Raw genomic sequence first — 18,016 nt, forward strand, 5'->3', positions numbered from 1 at the left:
CGTGGGGTTGACTACTTGCTGATGAGATGTCCGAACGCGGTGAGTGTGTTTTCACCGGCCTCCGTCAGTGTGATGAACTTCTTGCGCCCGACTTTCTCGATGGCGATGTAGCCCTGGGTGGTCGCTTCGGAGACGAAGTGTGATTCGAGTAAGCGATAAAATCCCTTCTCGGTCGCGGCTGTCGACTCTGTGATGAACGGAAACTGTTGCTCGCTAGCGAATTCGATGAGCGCTTTCTTGTGGACACCACGGTAGCGCCCGGCATCGGCTGTCGTGGTCTCCTGATCGATGTACTCGAGAAACGCGAGGAGTGTCTGTGAGGGTCGTTCGATCGGATAGCGGGGGAGTTCGAAGGTTTCAGCCACCTCATCGTGCAGCGGTTCTGTAGGTATTCGCTCGGCGGTCGACCCATAGCTTGGCCGGGCGTAGAGTGGCCGCGCATCGGTGGCCATGCACGCGATCATCCCGGCGATTGCCGTAATCTTAGAGCCCCCAGAGAGATTGACGAACACTTCGTCGGTCGGAAACTGGCCGATTGTGGCGGTGAGCGTCCCGAGGGTATCGTAGAGGTCGAAGATGTCACACTCGAGCACGTGGAGGTCGATACGGTCGTTCTCACGGAGTTCTGAGAGTAGCTGCTGAAGATATGCAATTTCGCGCTGGCTTTCACAGTACTCGACGGCGACAACGACGTCAGCACGCCACTGCTCGATTGGCTGTTTGAGACGCGCGTACTCAAAGCCCAACGGGACGACGTGGACTCGACGAGCGACCGGGGCTCGGTCTGGCATATCGTGAGATTCGAGAGCGTCGTAATACCAGTTCGTTACTCTCGTTTCGATCGGCTGCGTCCGAGTTGGACGACCAACGCTCCAACGGCGACGATGAGAAGCCCAATACCATCACCCACCGTGAGCGATTCGTCGAGAAGTACCCAGCCAAGCACCGCCACCTGAATCAGCATGGTGTTGTTGATGATGCTGGATTCGACCGCCGAGAGTGTTTGGAGCGTGTGATTCCAGAGCGTGAACGCAAACGCCGTGTTCACAATGGCAAGCCACCCGACGACCAGCCAGTTCTCAAGAGAAAGCGCTGGGAGGCCCTGCGTCGCGAGGCCACTCCCAAGGAGAAGAACTGACCCGATCGACATGGTGAGTGTCGTCACCGCGAGTGGTGAAAGGCCGGGGCCTCGGTTGAATCGACGCCCGAGAATCGCGGCTGCAGCGTTTCCGAGTACACCGAGTCCCATCACAGTGAGTCCGAACACCTCCGAGGCCGGAAACTGCAGCGGTCGGAAGTAGAGGCCGACTCCCACGAGGAGGATTGCTACTCCGAGGAGCTGTCGGGACGTCGGTCGCTCTCCGAGCACGGGTATACTGGCTCCAAGGACGATGACAGGGGTGAAGTTCAACAACAGGCTCACGGTCGCCGATTGCAGATGTCGGAGGGCGAGAAACTGTGCCCCCTGCGTGATGGTGTACATCGATACCCCAAGGAGTACCACCAGCCCCCAGTCACGAGGCGATAGACTGGCAAGTCGCTGGGGGGTTGCCTGGTAAAAGAACAGTGGGAGTAAGACAATCGCAGCGAGGGTGTATCGAAGTCCTGCGAAGGTGAGCGCTGGGATGTCTGTGAGTCCAATATCGATGAGAACGTACGACGATGACCAGAGTAACGTCACGAACAGCGCTTGCACAACTGCTCGAGTGTGAACTGAGATTGTCGTGGAAGTCGTTTGCTTCAGTCTACTGTAAACCCAATCGAACACAGGAGGGTCGACGGTATCGACAATGGTAACAGTTGAATCGTTACTATCGTTACTATTGTTTTCCCTCCCAAAGTTAATTCCTACTATCACTTGAGTCAGCATTGAAACAGGGTGAAGCCGACGCCTCGCGCCCCCGATGGCTGCGACTTCCTCGAACAGTACCGATATGTGTCACTCGAACGCGTGCGACTGGTGGTTCTCTGGCACACAGGACTTCGCATCGGGGCAGCCGTCAGTATCGAAGTTGACGACTACGAAGCTGACGAGCAATGCTTCGAACTCGTTCACGGGCCTGAGACGACTGCGTCACCACAACCGCGGAAAAGATCCCGGTATCCCACCCAGCTTGATTCACGAACCCAACTCGTGGGCGGTGGGGATTTTAGCGCTCAAGGCGATCTTTTCGCGTTTCGTACTCTTCGTCGGAGAGGTCGCCACGCGCATACGCACGTCGAAGCTCTTCGAGTGCGGAATCTTCGGACTCCGTCTGACCGAATAAGCGCCGGACAACGAAGTAGCTGCCACCGAGCACGAGCAGGAGAAAGAGGAACTGGAGCGCAACACCCACGATCCACCAGCCCGAGCCGACGCTGTTGCCGTACATCATCCCACCGTACCCCATCATCCCGCCGGCACCCATCAGGGTCATCCACAGCATCGGGAGTCCAAGAACTGCCACGAGGAGGAGTAAGAGGAGCGTCGAGGCGTCCGTCCGATTCGTGGTCGCCATGATTCACCCCCTCACCGACTCGAACTCCTCCTCGACCACTCCGAGGACCCGTTCAAAGCGGTCGTGGACGTCGGTCGCGATGTCGTCGAGCGCTGGATTGTCCGCGATACCGACGAGTTGCCCTGGGTCGACCGCGCGCACAACAACGGTTCCCTCGTCGGTCTCGTAAACTACCACGTTACACGGGAGGAGTGTACCGAGTCCGATTTCACTTTTCAACCCTTCGTGAGCCAGTTTTGGGTTACATGCCCCCAGAATCCGATAGCGGTGAAACTCGACGTCGAGTTTCTTCGCGAGCGTCTCTTGGACGTCGATATCGCAGAGCACACCGAACCCTTCGGCGTCGAGTGCGTCCATCGTCACCGATACGACCTCGTCAAAGTCCGCAGCGGTATCCACCGACAGTGTATAGCTCATATTAGACAATACTCTTCCACGAATCTTATTCGTACTGGTTACGTGGCATAATACCGAACAGTTCCGCCAACAGGACCTAATCAAGTATTCACCTGATTTCTGTGAAACAGCGTTCTGAAAGTCACTCTCGAGTGGGGGGGACTTTTGCGGAACCGCTATTGTGTATTCTGAAGCATAATGACCGACAGGTCAAGTAGTGGCTGGCAGTGGGAGACGGCGTGACGACGAATCGTTCAGTGGTGCCCGTGACCTTGGAGAGAAGTGCTCGAAACTGACGAAAACTGGGGTGTGAATTCCTCGGGATGCTCCTCGAACGATTGCTTACACCGATTGGAGCAGAAATAGTACGTCTGGCCGTCGTGGGTGACAGTGGGTCCGCGCTCGTCGGTACGCATCCCACAGACCGGGTCACGGTAGTGTCCCAACGCACCGAGCCCGCGGCGGTAGACGTAGAGAAGAAACCCGGAAAGCGAGAACGCGAGTACGTTAAGATAGAACGTGTAGTTCAGTTCGAAGTACGACTGTTCGCTCGCGGTTTGACCGCTCGCGAGATTGGGAACGATATCCACCGCGTCGAACAACTCTTCCATCAGGAAGCCCGTGAACGCCATCGTCACGAAGAACACGGCAAGGATGTAGACCATCACTTGCCAGCCGTAGTACTTCCGGTAGACGTTCAAAACTGGAATCGTGATGAGGTCGGCGTAGACGAACGCGATGACGCCCGCGAAACTAACGCCGCCACCCCACAAGGCGACTGCAAACGGGACGTTACCGATACTCCCGACGAAGCTCACGACGGCGATTGCGACGCCCATTACCGCGTTCTCCGCACTCACGAGTAGTCCATCACCCTGGAGGAACAGCGTGTTCCACACGGACTGGGGAACGAACACGATGACGAACCCGGAGATGAGAAACCCGATGACGACGTCCTTCCAGATCATCGACCACTCTTTCCGGTACTGATTGCCGAGTTTGTACCACCCACCCCACGAGAGCAGTTCGTCACGCCACCCACCACCACTGGCGACTTCCTGCTGATAGGTCTCCAAACACCCCGCCGAGCAAAATTCGAGTGTTTCCCCACCATCAGTCACGAGCGAATACTCTTCAGAGCCTTCCATCCCACAGGTCGGGTCTTCGGTGACGCCCGATTCGGTGTCGCGCTGGTTCAATGCCACACGAGCCTCCTCGAAGAGATTCTCCGGGAGGGTAACGTGGACGATGACTGCCATCACCGTAATGAGAACCACGCCACCGAGGAGTTCGGCGACGAGGAACTCCCACCCGAGCAAGATGAGGATCATCAGTCCGAGTTCGATGATGAGGTTCGTCGAAGCGAACATGAACGCCAAGACGTTCACCGCGTGCGCTCCTTTCTTGAACAACCCCTTCCCGATAGCGACTGCTCCGAAGCTACACCCACTACTCGCTGCACCGAACGCTGTCGCTCTTGTGAGGCTACGGAAATCGTCTTTACCGAGAACACGGGCCATCCGTTCTTTGGAGACGTAGACCTGCACGAAACTTGTTATCGTGAGCCCCATGATGATAGCCCACGCTGCCGTCCAGAGGAACCCCACGCCGATTCGCAGCGATTCGAAGATGCCCTCGAGAAGTGTCACTTGCATACCTAGACATTGATACGCATTGACTATCCCAATGTTGCTTAACAGACTCAGACTGTGGTGGTTAGAACACCAACGAGTCGAAGGTGAGGTCTCGATTGGTAATGACCGGTCAGTCACCAGAATTCGCAACGAGCAACGACGAATCTGTGCGTGGAAGATTGTCACCTCCCCAACAAGACGGCTCAGAGTATGGATTACCATCTCGGTCTCGGTTTGGTTTCATCGGTAGAGGGCGTCCTCGGCAGAAGTCACGAAAGGAGAACCAGCATAAACAGCTAAGACGTAAGTGACAAACAGTGGATAAGACTGCACTATAGGCTCGTAGAAAGAATCAAGCGGTCACCACCGTGGGCAGTCCTCAGGGTGGCCCCGGTGTATGGAGCGGGAGTACCGGTCGAAGGCAGAAGAAGAGAAAAACGTCCCCTTCTGAGGGGGCCAATCGGCAGGACAGCATACTGAACGACAACAATCGAGTGATATCATGACGACACACCAGGAGCACGATGAAACCGGCGAACACGCAGGCGAATCCCACAAACACGGGATGAGCCATGACGACCACCGCGCCCATACGGACCACAGCGGCCACGAACAGATGTTTCGTCGTCGGTTTTGGGTATCGCTCGTCCTCTCGATTCCCGTCCTCTACTTCAGCGAGTTTATTCAGGAGGTACTCGGCTACACCGCACCGACGTTCCCCGGAAGCGCCTGGATCACGCCGGTACTCTCGGTCGTCGTCTTCGCGTACGGTGGCGTCCCGTTCCTCTCGATGGCCCGGACAGAACTCGCCAACCGCGAACCGGGGATGATGATGCTCATCTCGCTCGCGATTACCGTCGCGTTCGGCTACTCCATCGTGAGTCTGTTCTTACCGGGAACGACCCCCTTCTTCTGGGAACTCGTCACGCTCATCGACATCATGCTGCTGGGCCACTGGATGGAGATGCGTTCGGTTCGCCAAGCGTCGGGGGCGCTCGACGAACTGGCGAAGCTCATGCCTGACACTGCTGAGCGCATCACCGAGAGCGGCGACGTCGAGGAGGTGGCTGTCGCCGACCTCACCGAGGACGACGTGGTCCTTGTCCGTCCGGGTGCGTCGGTGCCAGCAGACGGCGAGGTGGTCGAGGGAGCGTCGTCGGTCGATGAGTCGATGATCACGGGGGAATCCAAGTCCGTCGAGAAGGACCCAGGCGACGAGGTGGTCGCCGGGACCGTCAATCAGGACGGGAGCCTTCGCGTCCGAGTGACGAAGACCGGCGACGAGACGGCGCTCGCAGGTATCATGCGGCTCGTCGACGAAGCCCAGCAGTCGAAGTCCCGGACTCAAGTGCTCGCCGACCGCGCCGCCGGGTGGCTGTTCTATATCGCGCTCGCCGTGGCCGCCGTCACCGCCGTCGCGTGGGTGCTGGCGACCGGGTTCGAAATCGCCGTCCTCGAACGAGTCGTGACGGTGCTGGTCATCGCCTGCCCACACGCATTGGGACTCGCAGTGCCGCTTGTCGTCGCCATCAACACCTCGACGGCCGCCCGAAACGGGATGCTGATTCGCGACCGCATCGCCATGGAGGAGGCACGGAACCTCGACACGGTGATGTTCGACAAGACTGGGACGCTGACGAGAGGCGAACAGGGTGTGGTCGGTATCGAGACTGCCGACGAGTGGGAGGACACACGGGCGCTCGCGCTCGCCGCCGGTGTCGAGGGCGACTCCGAGCACATGATCGCGCGGGCGATTCGCACCGCCGCGAGCGAACGTGGCGTCGAACGGGTCTCTGTCTCGACGTTCGAGAACCTCCGCGGACTCGGTGTTCGGGCAACCGTCGCTCCCGATGTGGTGCCTGCCTCGACTCGGCCGAGCGAGTCGTCGCGCAATCCGAACGAAGGGCAGATGATCCACCTGGGAGGGCCGAATCTCCTCGACCGACTCGGTGTCGAGCGACCGCGCTCTATTGCCTCCTTCGCCGACGAGGCCGGGAAGAACGCCCAGACTGTCATCTATCTCGTTCGCGAGGAATCAGAAGTGGCCGCGGCATTTGCACTCGCGGACGTGATTCGTCCGGAAAGCAGGCAGGCCATCGACGCCCTTCACGCGATGGGTATCGAGGTGGCGATGCTGACGGGTGACTCCGAGGATGTCGCACGAGCAGTCGCCGAGGAGCTTGGTATCGACCAGTACTTCGCGGAGGTCCTGCCCGACGAGAAGGACACGACGGTCGCTCAGCTCCAATCAGACGGAAAGCTCGTGGCGATGGTCGGCGACGGCGTCAACGACGCACCGGCACTCGCCAGAGCCGACGTGGGTATCGCCATCGGCTCCGGAACGGACGTGGCTATCGAGTCCGGCGACATCGTCCTCGTCGACAACGACCCGAGAGACGTCGTTCGGCTCGTCCGCCTCTCGGCAGCGAGCTATCGGAAGATGCAGGAGAACCTCGTCTGGGCGACGGGCTATAACGTCGTCGCACTCCCACTGGCGGCAGGTTTGCTCGCACCCATCGGCATCCTGCTTTCGCCAGCCATCGGGGCGGTGTTCATGTCACTGTCGACTATCATCGTCGCTATCAACGCTCGGCGGCTCAAAGGAGTCGACCTCTCGACATGACGACGTTGGTCGTCAGTGGAGACTGGTTCCCCATGATGAATGGTGGCGATGGATTCGAACAGAGTCGAGCAACAGGGGTCATTGCCGCAGCTATCCGCCTGTTGTTGCCTGATGAAGCAGGCATCGTGCGGTTACAACCCCCGAGACCTCAAAAACTCGACACTTCAATGTCCCCAGCTACGGGTCTGTTGGATCCTGAATCCAACTATAACATCGATAGGACTCGGGGGGTTTGTCGTCTGTGAGCATCGACAGCGGGATGAACCCCGTCTTCCCACGCGCACCAGTTTTCCGACGCTCTGGGTCGTCCGAGACGAACATCGCTTTGGCTTTCAATCCGAACTCGACAGAGAGCGTCCCTTTGTGGTTCTTGTCGGGGTCGAACTGCATTCGGACGTCGCCAGTCCCGACACCGAACGTCACGTGGCCGTCCGGTGACTCGACAGCGATGTCGTGACTCTCGAGTCCGTCTGCGAGGTCACGAAGCCACGAGACGATTTCGTCTCGCTTCTTCCCCTCCGAGAGGTTGAATCCGCCGTCGGCATCGATGCTACCTTCCTCGAAGACGAACTCAGGGTAGTTGAGCTTCTCCGGTGGGAGGGCGTTCTCTGCGGGTTCTATCGAGTCTTCGGCGGGCTCCGAACGGTCATCAGTCATCACTCACCGCCCCTGTAATTTGTTTCTCGTCGCTGGTGAACTCGGCGGCGTAGTGGCACCAGGAGGTGGACTCTCCAATGTGCTCGGCCGCCGGCGTCTGGGTCGCGCATTGCTCGTCTGCGAGTGGACAGCGAGTATGGAATACACAGCCGTTAGGTGTGTTAATCGGACTCGGGATATCTCCATCGAGGATCACCCGCTCTTTCTGTTTCGTCGGGTCGACACTCGGAATCGCAGAGAGGAGTGTCTCCGTGTAGGGATGGCTCGTCTGTGTGAAGAGTGCCTCCGTCGGGGCGAGTTCCATGAGCTGGCCGAGGTACATGACCGCAATCCGGTCTGCGATGTGCTCGACGACATTGAGGTCGTGGGCGATGAACAGGTAGGTCAGATTCAAGTCCTGTTGAAGCTCCATCAGCAGGTTGACGATCTTCGCCTGGACGCTCACGTCAAGGGCGCTCACAGGTTCGTCGAGAACGATCAATCGCGGATTGAGTGCAATGGCTCGAGCGATAGCAACCCGCTGGGCTTCACCGCCCGAGAGTTCGTGGGGATGTCTCGGGAGATATGCCTGCGAGAGATTCACCCGTTCGATGAGGGACTCGACTTTCTGCTCACGCTCAGATGCGGACCAGCCACGGGCCTTGAGTGGTTCAGCGATTATCTGCTCGATAGTGAGTCGAGAATCGAGACTCCCACGGGGATTCTGGAACACCATTCCGATGGCCGCGAGGGTCTCTTTGTCTCGGGTGGTTGCCTCTCCGACAGCCTTGCCTTCGAACCGTATCGTCCCGCTTGTCGGTGCGTGAAGGCCGGTGACCAAGTTGGCGAGCGTCGACTTCCCAGAACCGGATTCGCCGACCAACGCGAGCGTCTCACCGGGTTCAATAGAGAGTGACACGCCGTCGACTGCAGTGACGTACGTGTCGTTACCGAGGAGCTTCGCAAAGAGTGAATCGTCGACAGGGAATCGTTTGACGACGTCGTCGATTTCGACGATAGGCCGTGTCATTGGTCGGCCTCCATCGGTTCGCTGAGTTCTTCGACGTGATGACAGCGCGAGGTATGGTCCTCTCCAACCTGTTCTGTCGGTAGGTCCCCGGTAGTACAGCTCTCAGACGAGCACCAGCATCGACTAGCGAACGGACAACCAGTGGGTCCACCGACCATCGACGGGACTCTGCCTTCGATGACGTTCAGTGGCTCCCCTCGGTCACACGTCTGTGGCATGCACCCGAGCAGTGATTCTGTGTACGGGTGTTTCGGGTTCGTCAGCACTTCTTCGACGGGCCCCTCTTCCATTACCTGGCCACCGTACATGACCACGACCTTGTCGCAGAGTTCGGCGACCACACCGAGGTCGTGTGTGATCATTAGGACGGCCATCCCCAACTCTTCGTTGAGGTCGCGAATGCGCTGGAGGATTTCGGCTTGAATCGTCACGTCGAGCGCTGTCGTTGGCTCGTCGGCGATCAAGAGGTCGGGTTCTCTGGCGAGTGCGATGGCCAGCATCGCGCGTTGGCGCATCCCGCCCGAGAACTCGTGGGGGTACGCCGAGACACGCGTCTCGGGATGCGGGATTCCAACCTCGCTCATGAGGTCGATAGCCTGCTGTCGCATCTGACTCCGTTTCCCCCTGCTACTGAACAGGGGAACGTTGAGGTAGTCGAGCAACCGCTGTTCCTCGGGCGATTCGTGGACCTTGATGGACTCGACGATCTGCTCCCCGATCGAGAACACGGGGTTCAGTGTCTCCATCGGGTCTTGGAACACCATCGCCATCCCATCGCCACGAACGCGACGAATCGTGCGGTCATCGGCGTCAGTCATCTCGATATCATCGAACCGAACCGAACCACGCTCGATGTACCCAGGGTCCTCGAGGCGGATGAGCGACCGAGCCGTTACGGATTTTCCCGACCCACTCTCGCCGACGACCCCGACGATTTCACCCTTGTCGACGGTGAACGACACGCCTTCGACGGCGTGGACTGTTCCTTCTCTCGTTGCGAACCGCGTGTGGAGGTCTTCGACCTCCAGTAGTGTCTCACTCATTTCACATACCCTTGTTTTCGACGTCACCCATGTCACGCGGGTCGAGGACGTCACGTAGTCCATCGCCCAACAGGTTGAACCCGAGGACGGTGATCATGATGGCGAGTCCGGGGAAGTTGACGACCCACCACGCGGTGTCGACGAAGTTGCGCCCTTGCGAGAGCATCGTCCCCCACTCTGGCGTCGGTGGCTGGGCACCGAGGCCCAGGAACGACAGTCCCGCGGTTCCCAGAATGACGTACGCCATGTCCATCGTCGCGAGTACGATGACCGGCGTCACCACGTTCGGGAGGATGTGACGAAGAACGATACGCCGACGGGGGACGCCCATCAACTGTGCTGCTTTCACGAACTCTTCTTGCTTGACGCTCAGTACGCTTCCCCGAATGATACGGGCGTACTGCGTCCATCCGACCACTGCAAGCGCGATCATGATGTTCGTCAAATTCGGCCCGAGGATTCCTGCGATGACGAGTGCCAGTAGTATCCCGGGGAAGGCGAGCAGGATATCGACGAACCGCATCAGCGCTTCGTCGACCCACCCACCGGCGTAGCCTGCGATGAGTCCGACCGCTGTTCCGATAGCGAGCGTAATCGCCACGACGGCGAGCGAAATCTGGAGCGAGATACGGGCCCCGTATAGCAACCGTGAGAGGACGTCTCGACCGAGTTGGTCGGTCCCCATCGGATGCTCAGCCGACGGCGAATCGAGACGGTTGAACAGGTCCTGTTCATTCGGCCCTTCCGGTGCAATCACCGGTGCGAAGATTGCCGAGAGGACGACCACACTGACGAACAGCAAGCCGACCACGTTGAGCCGATTGCTGAGGAAGCGGCCGAGTCGCCGCGAGTTCTTCACCGAACGGTAGCGACGACGGGTCGTCGCGATGACCGACTGGTTCGCAGTAGAATCCTGGTTGCTCACGCACTCTCACCCCCAAACGAGATTCGTGGGTCAATGTAGCGGTAGGTCAGGTCCACGGCGAAGTTCGTCAACACGAAGATGACGGCGATGACGAGGACGAGTCCCTGAACGACAGGGTAGTCACGTGCGAAAATCGCATCGATGAGGAGTGCCCCCAACCCCGGTCGCTGAAACACGATTTCGACGATGACAGCACCGTTCAGTAAGTAGCCGAACTGGAGTCCGACGATGGTCACGACTGGAATGAGCGCGTTTCTGAGTGCGTGTTTGTAGATGACGATGCGCTCTCTGAGGCCCTTCGACCGGGCTGTGTCGATGTACTCTTCGTCGAGTACTTCGAGCATCGACGACCGGACTAACCGAGTGACGATTGCAGCCATCCCGGAGCCGAGCGTTATCGCTGGCAGGACGAGTGACTCAAGGCCACCGACACCCGCCACTGGGAACAGCCCCAACTGGAGAGAGAAGACGATGATCAGGATATATCCGAGCCAGAAGTTCGGCATCGAGACGCCCACCAGTGCAGCGAACTGACTGAGGTAGTCGGGCGCCTTCCCTTTGTGGACGGCACTAATGATTCCGGTCGGAATCGCGATCGTCAGTGCAACCGCCATCCCGGCGACTGCGAGTTCAAGTGTGGCCGGAATTCGGTTGATGATGAGCGTACTCACTGGCGTCTCCTGGTAGTACGATTCCCGAAGATTTCCCTGAAGCACGTCGGTCACCCAGTCGACGTACTGAATCGGTATCGGACGGTTCAGTCCCTCATTCTGACGAAACTGCTCGATTGCTTCGAGCGACGGCGTTCGTCCTCCCATCTGCTGGCGGAGAATCGTCTCTGCAGGGTCCCCAGGTGTGAGAAACAATAGGAGAAACGTGAGAATCGACACCCCCACCAGAACGAGCAACATAGTCGCCGTGCGACGCGCAACAAATTGGTACATTTCGAAGTGTTGTAGTGTCCGAAGTTACTGCCCGGTTTGTAGCCCCGTCCAGCGAGTCATCTCTGGGATAGGTCTGAGATCCATCGAGGAGACTCCATCCGACGCAGCGACGATGTACTCGGAGTAGTTGATCGGAACGACGACCGCCTCTTCCATGATGCGCTGGAGCGCCTGCTCGTACTTTTGTTCCTTTTCGGCCTGGTCGCCCGTCTGGAAGCCAGCCTGGATGAGTTGGTCGACCTCCTCACCGAGATTGTAGATGCCCGTTCCTTCTTCGTTGTAGAGGCGCTCGTTGACGTCACCCTCCGAGTGGAACGTCTCGTAAATCAGGTAGTCCGCAGCACCACTGTTTGTCCCCGAGGATTCCAAGATGAGATGCGGTTCTCCCGACCGGACTGTATCCTCGAAACTCGCCTCCTCTGTCACTTGGATATCGACCTTGACACCGATATCGTCGAACCACTGCTGAAGTGCCTGTGTGAGTAGTTCCCCGTCAACTTGCTGGTTCGAGAGGTGGAACTGGAGCGCCTCGCCGTCGTAACTGGACTCTTCGACCAACTCCTTGGCCTTCTCCACATCCTGCTCGTATGCTGGGAGTTTCTCGTGGGCCGACCAGAAAATGCTCTCTGCAACCGGGCCTTTCGCAGGCACGCCGATGTTTGAGAGGATGGTCTCGACGAGGTCCGACTGAGAGGTGGCGTAGTTGAGCGCTTGACGGAGCTTCGGGTCGTCCATCGGCGCTTTGTAGATGTTACAGCCGACGTACACTGCACCCGGTGAGAGTTGCGTGGTGACGTTCGTCCCCCCGTTGCTGTCGAGTTTCTCGACGCGGCTCTTCGGTGGGTCGAACGCGACGTCCACGTCCCCATTTTGCAGAGAGAGTGCGCGCGTGTTCGGGTCCGTGATGACACTAAACGTCAACTCGTCCAGCGACGGCGTCCCGTTCCAGTAATCGTCGAACCCTGACGTCCGAACGCGTTGTCCTTGTGTCCGCTCTTCGACTTGGTACGGGCCAGTCCCGATTGGTTCGGTGTTCTCCCGACTCCGGTCTGGGTGCTGGATTGCGATCATGTTGTGTGCAATCGTTCCGGGGAACGTCGGGAACGGATCGGACGTCTCGAATTCGACAGTCGTCTCATCGATTGCTGTCACGCTACCTGATTCGACGTGGAGCCATCCGGGGGCGTATGACCACTCGTTGAGCACCTGCTCGAACGACCAGACCACGTGTTCTGCGACGAGATCCTCCCCATTGTGGAACTTCACGCTGTCTCGGAGCGTGAACTCCCACGTCGTGTCGCTGGTCGCTTCCCAGTCGGTCGCGAGCCACGGTTCCAACTTCATTTCCTCGCTCACCCAGATGAGTGGCTCGAGGATGTTCGTGTAGTACGGACTCACCCCACCGTACACCTGCCAGACCCCTTCAGTCGGGTCCATCGACAAGGCGACGTTTGCTGATCCGCCGGTAGCCGTCGAGTTGTTGCCGGAACTACTGTTGTTGTCTGTCGACGACCCGTCACCAGTTTTGGTCTCACTACTGTATGGGTCATCGTTGCCACCCCCGTCGCCCGAATCTCCCGCACATCCTGCGATACTCACGAATCCCCCTGCCCCAACTGCCCCCAGTAATGTCCTGCGGGTGATACTATCTTCCATGGGTATGACTCACATCTACCATAGGTTGTAGATAAAGATACCCCTTCCAAACGCGCAATTCTTTATATTCACCCCCATAATGTAATCACTGCAACAGTGTGAGGTGGTTTGCAAGCGCGGCGGCGATTTTATTTTCTGCTCGTCTGAGATGCTCTTCTACAGTTCGCCTGTTCACCCCCAATTCATCGCCTAACTTTGCTGTGGTCGTCTCACGCGGAAGTTCGTAGTAGCCCCTCGTATGTGCGATTCGGAACGTCTCGAGTTGTCGGGCCGAAAGTCGTGGAAGGACATCGTCCAGACCGAGAATGGGAACCTCTGGATGGAGACCGTTGATTTCTCGCTTGGCCAATACATTGACCCGTGTTTCTTGTCTGAGGCCATTATACACAGCAGTGAGCGCTGCCGGGTCAAGCGCGAGAACCTTGCTCTGCTTTCGTCCGCTTTCGTAGATTAAGGGAGGCAGTGAGAGACAGCCCTCATTCGCCAAATGAGTCTCTACGAGTGTCTGTTCTTCTTGACGCAGACACTGGTCGGTCACTGTGACAAGTTGATTACCCTCCTGAATAGATTCCTGTAACCCAACTTGTTCCTCCAACTCCGAGCGCAAATCATCCATCCGTTCTGACCGGACATACAGCAAGTCACAGTGCTCATTGCACCACAACTGGATAGCAGCGTCGTACTCTCGAGAGAGTGCAGCGACTAGTCCATCTGCTTGGAATTCGAATGTCGCCTCATACATACGGGAGAGGATAATTCCACCCAAATAAAACATACTCAGGACTCTTGCCAGAAGTAGCGTCCGCCCCATTCACCAGTACAGGGACCTCTGTGGTTGTCAGGAGCCGCGACGAATCTCAACCATCCGGTTTGGTACTAAACACTGATAGAGGGTAGCTGGTCAAAAGATGGGAGAGAAAGCAGTTCACGCCCGAATAGAGGTGTCGTGATTAGGCGTGGCTTGTGTACCCAGCATCTTCCGCGGCGCGTACGAGTTCATCGGTATCGGCGTCGCCTTCAATGCTCACCTGTTCGGCTTCGCGATCGGCGCTGACATCGGTAACGCCAGCGACTTCGTTGAGGGCATCTTCGACAGTCTGCTCGCAATGTCCACACGTCATTCCTTCGACGGTGATGGTCTGAGTCATTCCATACTCAAGTACGGGAGGGTCATCTTTGTGGTTTGTTGCTTCGAGGCTAGTGTAGTGAACTATCGAAACTTTGTATTCGTAAGCCACCTACGGACAACAGTAATGGGTGGGCGGCTCAAATTCGCAGTAACATGCGCGAGTTAGACGACACCGACTTAGAGATACTCTCGCTGTTGGCTGAGGATGGTCGACGGCCGTACAGTGATATTGGAGAAACAGTCGGCCTCTCTGGACCTGCCGTCTCCGATCGAGTCAAGCGCTTAGAGGAAGCCGAGGTCATCAACCGATTCACGATCGACGTCAACCGCGGAATCCTGCGTGCTGGTGTGCCTGTGTTCGTTCGCGTGAAGCCACAGGGTGAGGAAATCGAACAGCTTCGCGAGCGTCTCGCCGACGCCGAGGGAGTCGAACACCTCTTCGTCACGGTCAACGGTGAGGTGTGGTTCTACGGCAGGTCAGAAGCCCAGAACGTCAGAAATTGGGTCAATGGACTCCTCAAAGATATCTCGACGACTGACTACTCGGTCACGCTCGTCGATGATGTCGAGTGGACACCGTCGATCGACGGGACGGAGTTCGCACTGTCGTGTGCTGAGTGTGGAAATACCGTCGATAGCGAGGGTGAATCGATACGGCTCGACGAGAGCGTCTATCACTTCTGCTGTCCGTCGTGTCGCTCTCGGTTCGAAGAGCGCTACGAACGGTTCGACGCCGAGGCGTGAGGGGTTTCGCCCTGTTCGCTTAGTTCTCGTAAGAATACGACGCGCAGAACGACAGTCTCGAAGTAGCAATTCGTGAAAAGGAGGAACCCGTACTAGGTATCAATGAGTCAGCGAACAGCTCACCTCACCATCACGGGGATGTCCTGTGCGAATTGTTCAGGTTCTGTCCAGGACGCTGTCGAATCTCTCGATGGTGTCTCCACGGCGAACGTCAACTTCGCCACTGACGAAGGGTCGGTCGAGTACGACCCCGATCAGGTATCGCTCGGTGCAATCTACGACGCGATCGACGACGCCGGGTATGGCGTGGTCTCAGAGTCGGTGAGCATCGGAATCACCGATATGACGTGTTCGAACTGTGCCGAGACGAACGAGACTGCACTCGAAGGGACACCGGGCGTCGTCGAGGCGACCGTCAACTACGCCACGGATGAGGCACAGGTCGTCTACAATCCTGCAGACACGTCTATCGAGGCGCTGTACGACGCCATCGAGGCCGCTGGGTACTCACCCGTACGTGAGGAGTCGGCTGACGGAGGTCCGGACGAGGACGCCCGCGATGCCGCTCGGCGAGAGGAGATTCGACGGCAACGTCGATTGACACTGTTCGGTGCCGCCCTGTCGGCGCCTATGCTCTTCTTCCTCGTCGAGAAGTTCCTACTCGGTGGCGGAATCGTCCCCGAGACGGTCTTCGGTGTCGAGTTTGGGTGGGTCGAGTTCGCCCTCGCGACGCCCGTCCAACTCATCCTGGGATGGCCGTTCTACAAGAACTCCTACAAGGCACTCGTGAAGAACGGCCGCGCCAACATGGACGTACTCATCGCACTCGGGTCGAGTACGGCGTACGTCTACTCTGTCGCCGTCCTCGCAGGACTCATCGCTGGCGGGATGTACTTCGACACGGCGGCGCTCATCCTCGTGTTCATCACGCTCGGGAACTACCTCGAAGCTCGTTCGAAGGGACAGGCTGGTGAGGCACTCCGAAAACTTCTGGAGATGGAAGCCGAGACGGCCACCGTCGTCGACGACGACGGAAACGAACAGGAGATTCCACTCGAAGACGTCGAGGTCGGGGACCGGATAAAGGTCCGACCCGGTGAGAAGGTCCCCACCGACGGCCGAGTCGTCGACGGCCAATCGGCGGTCGACGAGTCGATGGTGACCGGCGAGTCCGTCCCCGTCGAGAAGGGCGAGGGTGACGAGGTCGTCGGGTCGACCATCAACGAGAACGGCGTCCTCGTCGTCGAAGCGACGAAGGTCGGGTCCGATACGGCGCTCCAACAGATCGTCCAGACGGTCAAGGACGCTCAGTCGCGTCAGCCAGAGATTCAGAACCTCGCCGACCGAATTTCGGCGTACTTCGTTCCCGCGGTCATTTTCAACGCGCTGCTGTGGGGCGTCGTCTGGTATCTGTTCCCCGAGGCATTGGCGGGATTCATCCAGTCGCTTCCACTCTGGGGACTGGTCGCCGGTGGCCCCGAAGTTGCTGGAGGGTCGATTTCAGTCTTCGAATTCGCAGTCGTCGTCTTCGCGAGTGCGGTACTCATCGCCTGTCCCTGCGCGTTGGGGCTGGCGACCCCAGCCGCGACGATGGTCGGCACCACTATCGGTGCGCAGAACGGTGTGCTGTTCAAAGGCGGTGACATCCTCGAACGCGCCAAGGACGTCGACACCGTCGTCTTCGACAAGACGGGGACGCTCACCGAGGGTGCGATGGAACTGACCGACGTGGTCGTGTTGGACGGTGATGGTGGACCCGTCACAGACGGTGGCGAGGCGGCAACGGATGGCGGTCAACTCACCGCTCAGGACCGGCTTTCAGAAGAAGACGTCCTCCGACTGGCCGCTACTGCAGAGAGTGGCAGTGAGCACCCACTCGCACAGGCCATCGTCGAGGGGGCCGAAGAGCGCGATATCGACATCACCGACCCGGATGACTTCGAGAACGTTCCGGGCCACGGAATCAAGGCGACAGTCGGCGACAGCAAGGTGCTCGTTGGCAACCGGAAGCTCCTGCGTGACAACGATATCGATCCCACTCCCGCGTCAGAGACGATGGAGCGTCTCGAAAACGAGGGGAAGACGGCGATGCTCGTCGCCTACGAGCAGGAACTCGTCGGTGTGGTCGCCAACGCGGACACGGTCAAAGAGAGCGCGAAAGACGCCATCACCCAACTCCACGAACGGGGTGTCGACGTGATGATGATCACCGGCGACAACAAGCGGACAGCTCACGCCGTTGCCGAGCAGGTCGGCATCCCCCGTGAGAACGTCCGGGCAGAGGTGCTTCCCGAAGACAAGTCCGACGCCGTCGAGTCGATTCAGGACGACGGGCGTCGGGCGATGATGGTCGGTGACGGTGTCAACGACGCTCCGGCTCTCGCTGTTGCGTACGTCGGAACCGCCATCGGGTCGGGGACGGACGTCGCAATCGAGGCGGCGGACGTCACATTGATGCGGAACGACCCGGTGGACGTCGTGAAGGCGATTCGTATCTCCGATGCGACGCTCTCGAAGGTCAAACAGAATCTCGTCTGGGCACTCGGCTACAACACGGCGATGATTCCGCTCGCATCGCTCGGCCTGCTCCAGCCGGTGCTCGCGGCGGGTGCGATGGCGTTCTCCAGCGTTTCGGTGCTCTCGAACAGCCTACTGTTCCGGACGTACACCCCCGACCACGACTACAAGCTCCTCGGGTGGTTCCGCCGATAGTCGGCTTTCTACTACCAACGTCCACCGACTCTCCTCCACAGTTCTT

At 58.6% G+C, this 18,016-nt stretch carries 16 protein-coding genes; 3 read left to right on the plus strand and 13 right to left on the minus strand.

Going from position 1 to position 18,016, the window contains the following annotated elements:
- Window positions 1–11: 11 nt before the first annotated feature.
- The 5 genes from M1L36_RS13875 to M1L36_RS13895 all read right to left on the minus strand — a co-directional run bounded on the left by M1L36_RS13875 (window position 12) and on the right by M1L36_RS13895 (window position 4,549).
- A complete protein-coding gene (locus tag M1L36_RS13875; protein ID WP_250874349.1) occupies window positions 12–791 on the minus strand; it encodes an HFX_2341 family transcriptional regulator domain-containing protein in 780 nt (259 codons plus the stop codon).
- Window positions 792–826: 35 nt separating this feature from the next.
- The gene (locus M1L36_RS13880; protein ID WP_250874350.1) at window positions 827–1,696 is read right to left on the minus strand and encodes a DMT family transporter; all 870 of its coding nucleotides are present in this window, start codon (window positions 1,694–1,696) and stop codon (window positions 827–829) included.
- A 454-nt stretch (window positions 1,697–2,150) separates the two neighbouring features.
- Window positions 2,151–2,498 carry an SHOCT domain-containing protein gene (locus M1L36_RS13885; protein ID WP_250874351.1) on the minus strand — a complete coding sequence of 116 codons (348 nt, stop codon included), beginning with the start codon at window positions 2,496–2,498 and terminating at the stop codon, window positions 2,151–2,153.
- Between the two features lie 3 nt (window positions 2,499–2,501).
- Complete coding sequence (locus tag M1L36_RS13890) at window positions 2,502–2,915, minus strand: DUF302 domain-containing protein (protein WP_250874352.1); 414 nt, start codon at window positions 2,913–2,915, stop codon at window positions 2,502–2,504.
- Between the two features lie 233 nt (window positions 2,916–3,148).
- Complete coding sequence (locus tag M1L36_RS13895) at window positions 3,149–4,549, minus strand: permease (protein ID WP_250874493.1); 1,401 nt, start codon at window positions 4,547–4,549, stop codon at window positions 3,149–3,151.
- A gap of 481 nt (window positions 4,550–5,030) precedes the next feature.
- On the opposite strand from M1L36_RS13895, the gene M1L36_RS13900 reads away from it, so the two are divergent.
- Window positions 5,031–7,151 (plus strand): heavy metal translocating P-type ATPase, encoded by a 2,121-nt coding sequence (locus tag M1L36_RS13900; protein ID WP_250874353.1) that lies wholly within the window; start codon window positions 5,031–5,033, stop codon window positions 7,149–7,151.
- A 177-nt stretch (window positions 7,152–7,328) separates the two neighbouring features.
- Here M1L36_RS13900 and M1L36_RS13905 read toward each other — a convergent pair whose 3' ends face one another.
- The 8 genes from M1L36_RS13905 to M1L36_RS13940 form a co-directional block, all read right to left on the minus strand.
- The gene (locus tag M1L36_RS13905; protein WP_250874354.1) at window positions 7,329–7,808 is read right to left on the minus strand and encodes a hypothetical protein; all 480 of its coding nucleotides are present in this window, start codon (window positions 7,806–7,808) and stop codon (window positions 7,329–7,331) included.
- Complete coding sequence (locus M1L36_RS13910; protein ID WP_250874355.1) at window positions 7,801–8,817, minus strand: ABC transporter ATP-binding protein; 1,017 nt, start codon at window positions 8,815–8,817, stop codon at window positions 7,801–7,803. Before M1L36_RS13910 ends, M1L36_RS13905 begins: the two co-directional genes overlap by 8 nt.
- A complete protein-coding gene (locus M1L36_RS13915; protein ID WP_250874356.1) occupies window positions 8,814–9,860 on the minus strand; it encodes an ABC transporter ATP-binding protein in 1,047 nt (348 codons plus the stop codon). Before M1L36_RS13915 ends, M1L36_RS13910 begins: the two co-directional genes overlap by 4 nt.
- A 1-nt stretch (window position 9,861) precedes the next feature.
- Entirely contained in the window at window positions 9,862–10,785 is a 924-nt protein-coding gene (gene nikC / locus M1L36_RS13920; RefSeq protein WP_250874357.1) for a nickel transporter permease, read from the minus strand.
- Entirely contained in the window at window positions 10,782–11,729 is a 948-nt protein-coding gene (nikB, locus tag M1L36_RS13925) for a nickel ABC transporter permease (RefSeq protein ID WP_305794520.1), read from the minus strand. Before nikB ends, nikC begins: the two co-directional genes overlap by 4 nt.
- A gap of 24 nt (window positions 11,730–11,753) precedes the next feature.
- Window positions 11,754–13,166: an ABC transporter substrate-binding protein gene (locus tag M1L36_RS13930; RefSeq protein ID WP_250874359.1), complete on the minus strand. Its 1,413-nt coding sequence runs from the start codon at window positions 13,164–13,166 to the stop codon at window positions 11,754–11,756.
- Between the two features lie 304 nt (window positions 13,167–13,470).
- Window positions 13,471–14,127, minus strand: a complete 657-nt coding sequence (locus M1L36_RS13935) for a helix-turn-helix domain-containing protein (protein WP_158203482.1) — start codon at window positions 14,125–14,127, stop codon at window positions 13,471–13,473.
- Between the two features lie 208 nt (window positions 14,128–14,335).
- Window positions 14,336–14,533, minus strand: a complete 198-nt coding sequence (locus M1L36_RS13940) for a heavy-metal-associated domain-containing protein (protein WP_158203481.1) — start codon at window positions 14,531–14,533, stop codon at window positions 14,336–14,338.
- A gap of 134 nt (window positions 14,534–14,667) precedes the next feature.
- Here M1L36_RS13940 and M1L36_RS13945 point away from each other — a divergent pair, with 134 nt between their 5' ends.
- Entirely contained in the window at window positions 14,668–15,258 is a 591-nt protein-coding gene (locus M1L36_RS13945) for an AsnC family transcriptional regulator (RefSeq protein WP_158203480.1), read from the plus strand.
- A 102-nt stretch (window positions 15,259–15,360) separates the two neighbouring features.
- Window positions 15,361–17,970, plus strand: coding sequence for a heavy metal translocating P-type ATPase (locus tag M1L36_RS13950; protein ID WP_250874360.1), 2,610 nt, complete (start codon window positions 15,361–15,363; stop codon window positions 17,968–17,970).
- Window positions 17,971–18,016 lie beyond the last annotated feature (46 nt).

This window comes from Halomarina rubra (assembly GCF_023699475.1).
GTDB classification, from domain to species: domain Archaea; phylum Halobacteriota; class Halobacteria; order Halobacteriales; family Haloarculaceae; genus Halomarina; species Halomarina rubra.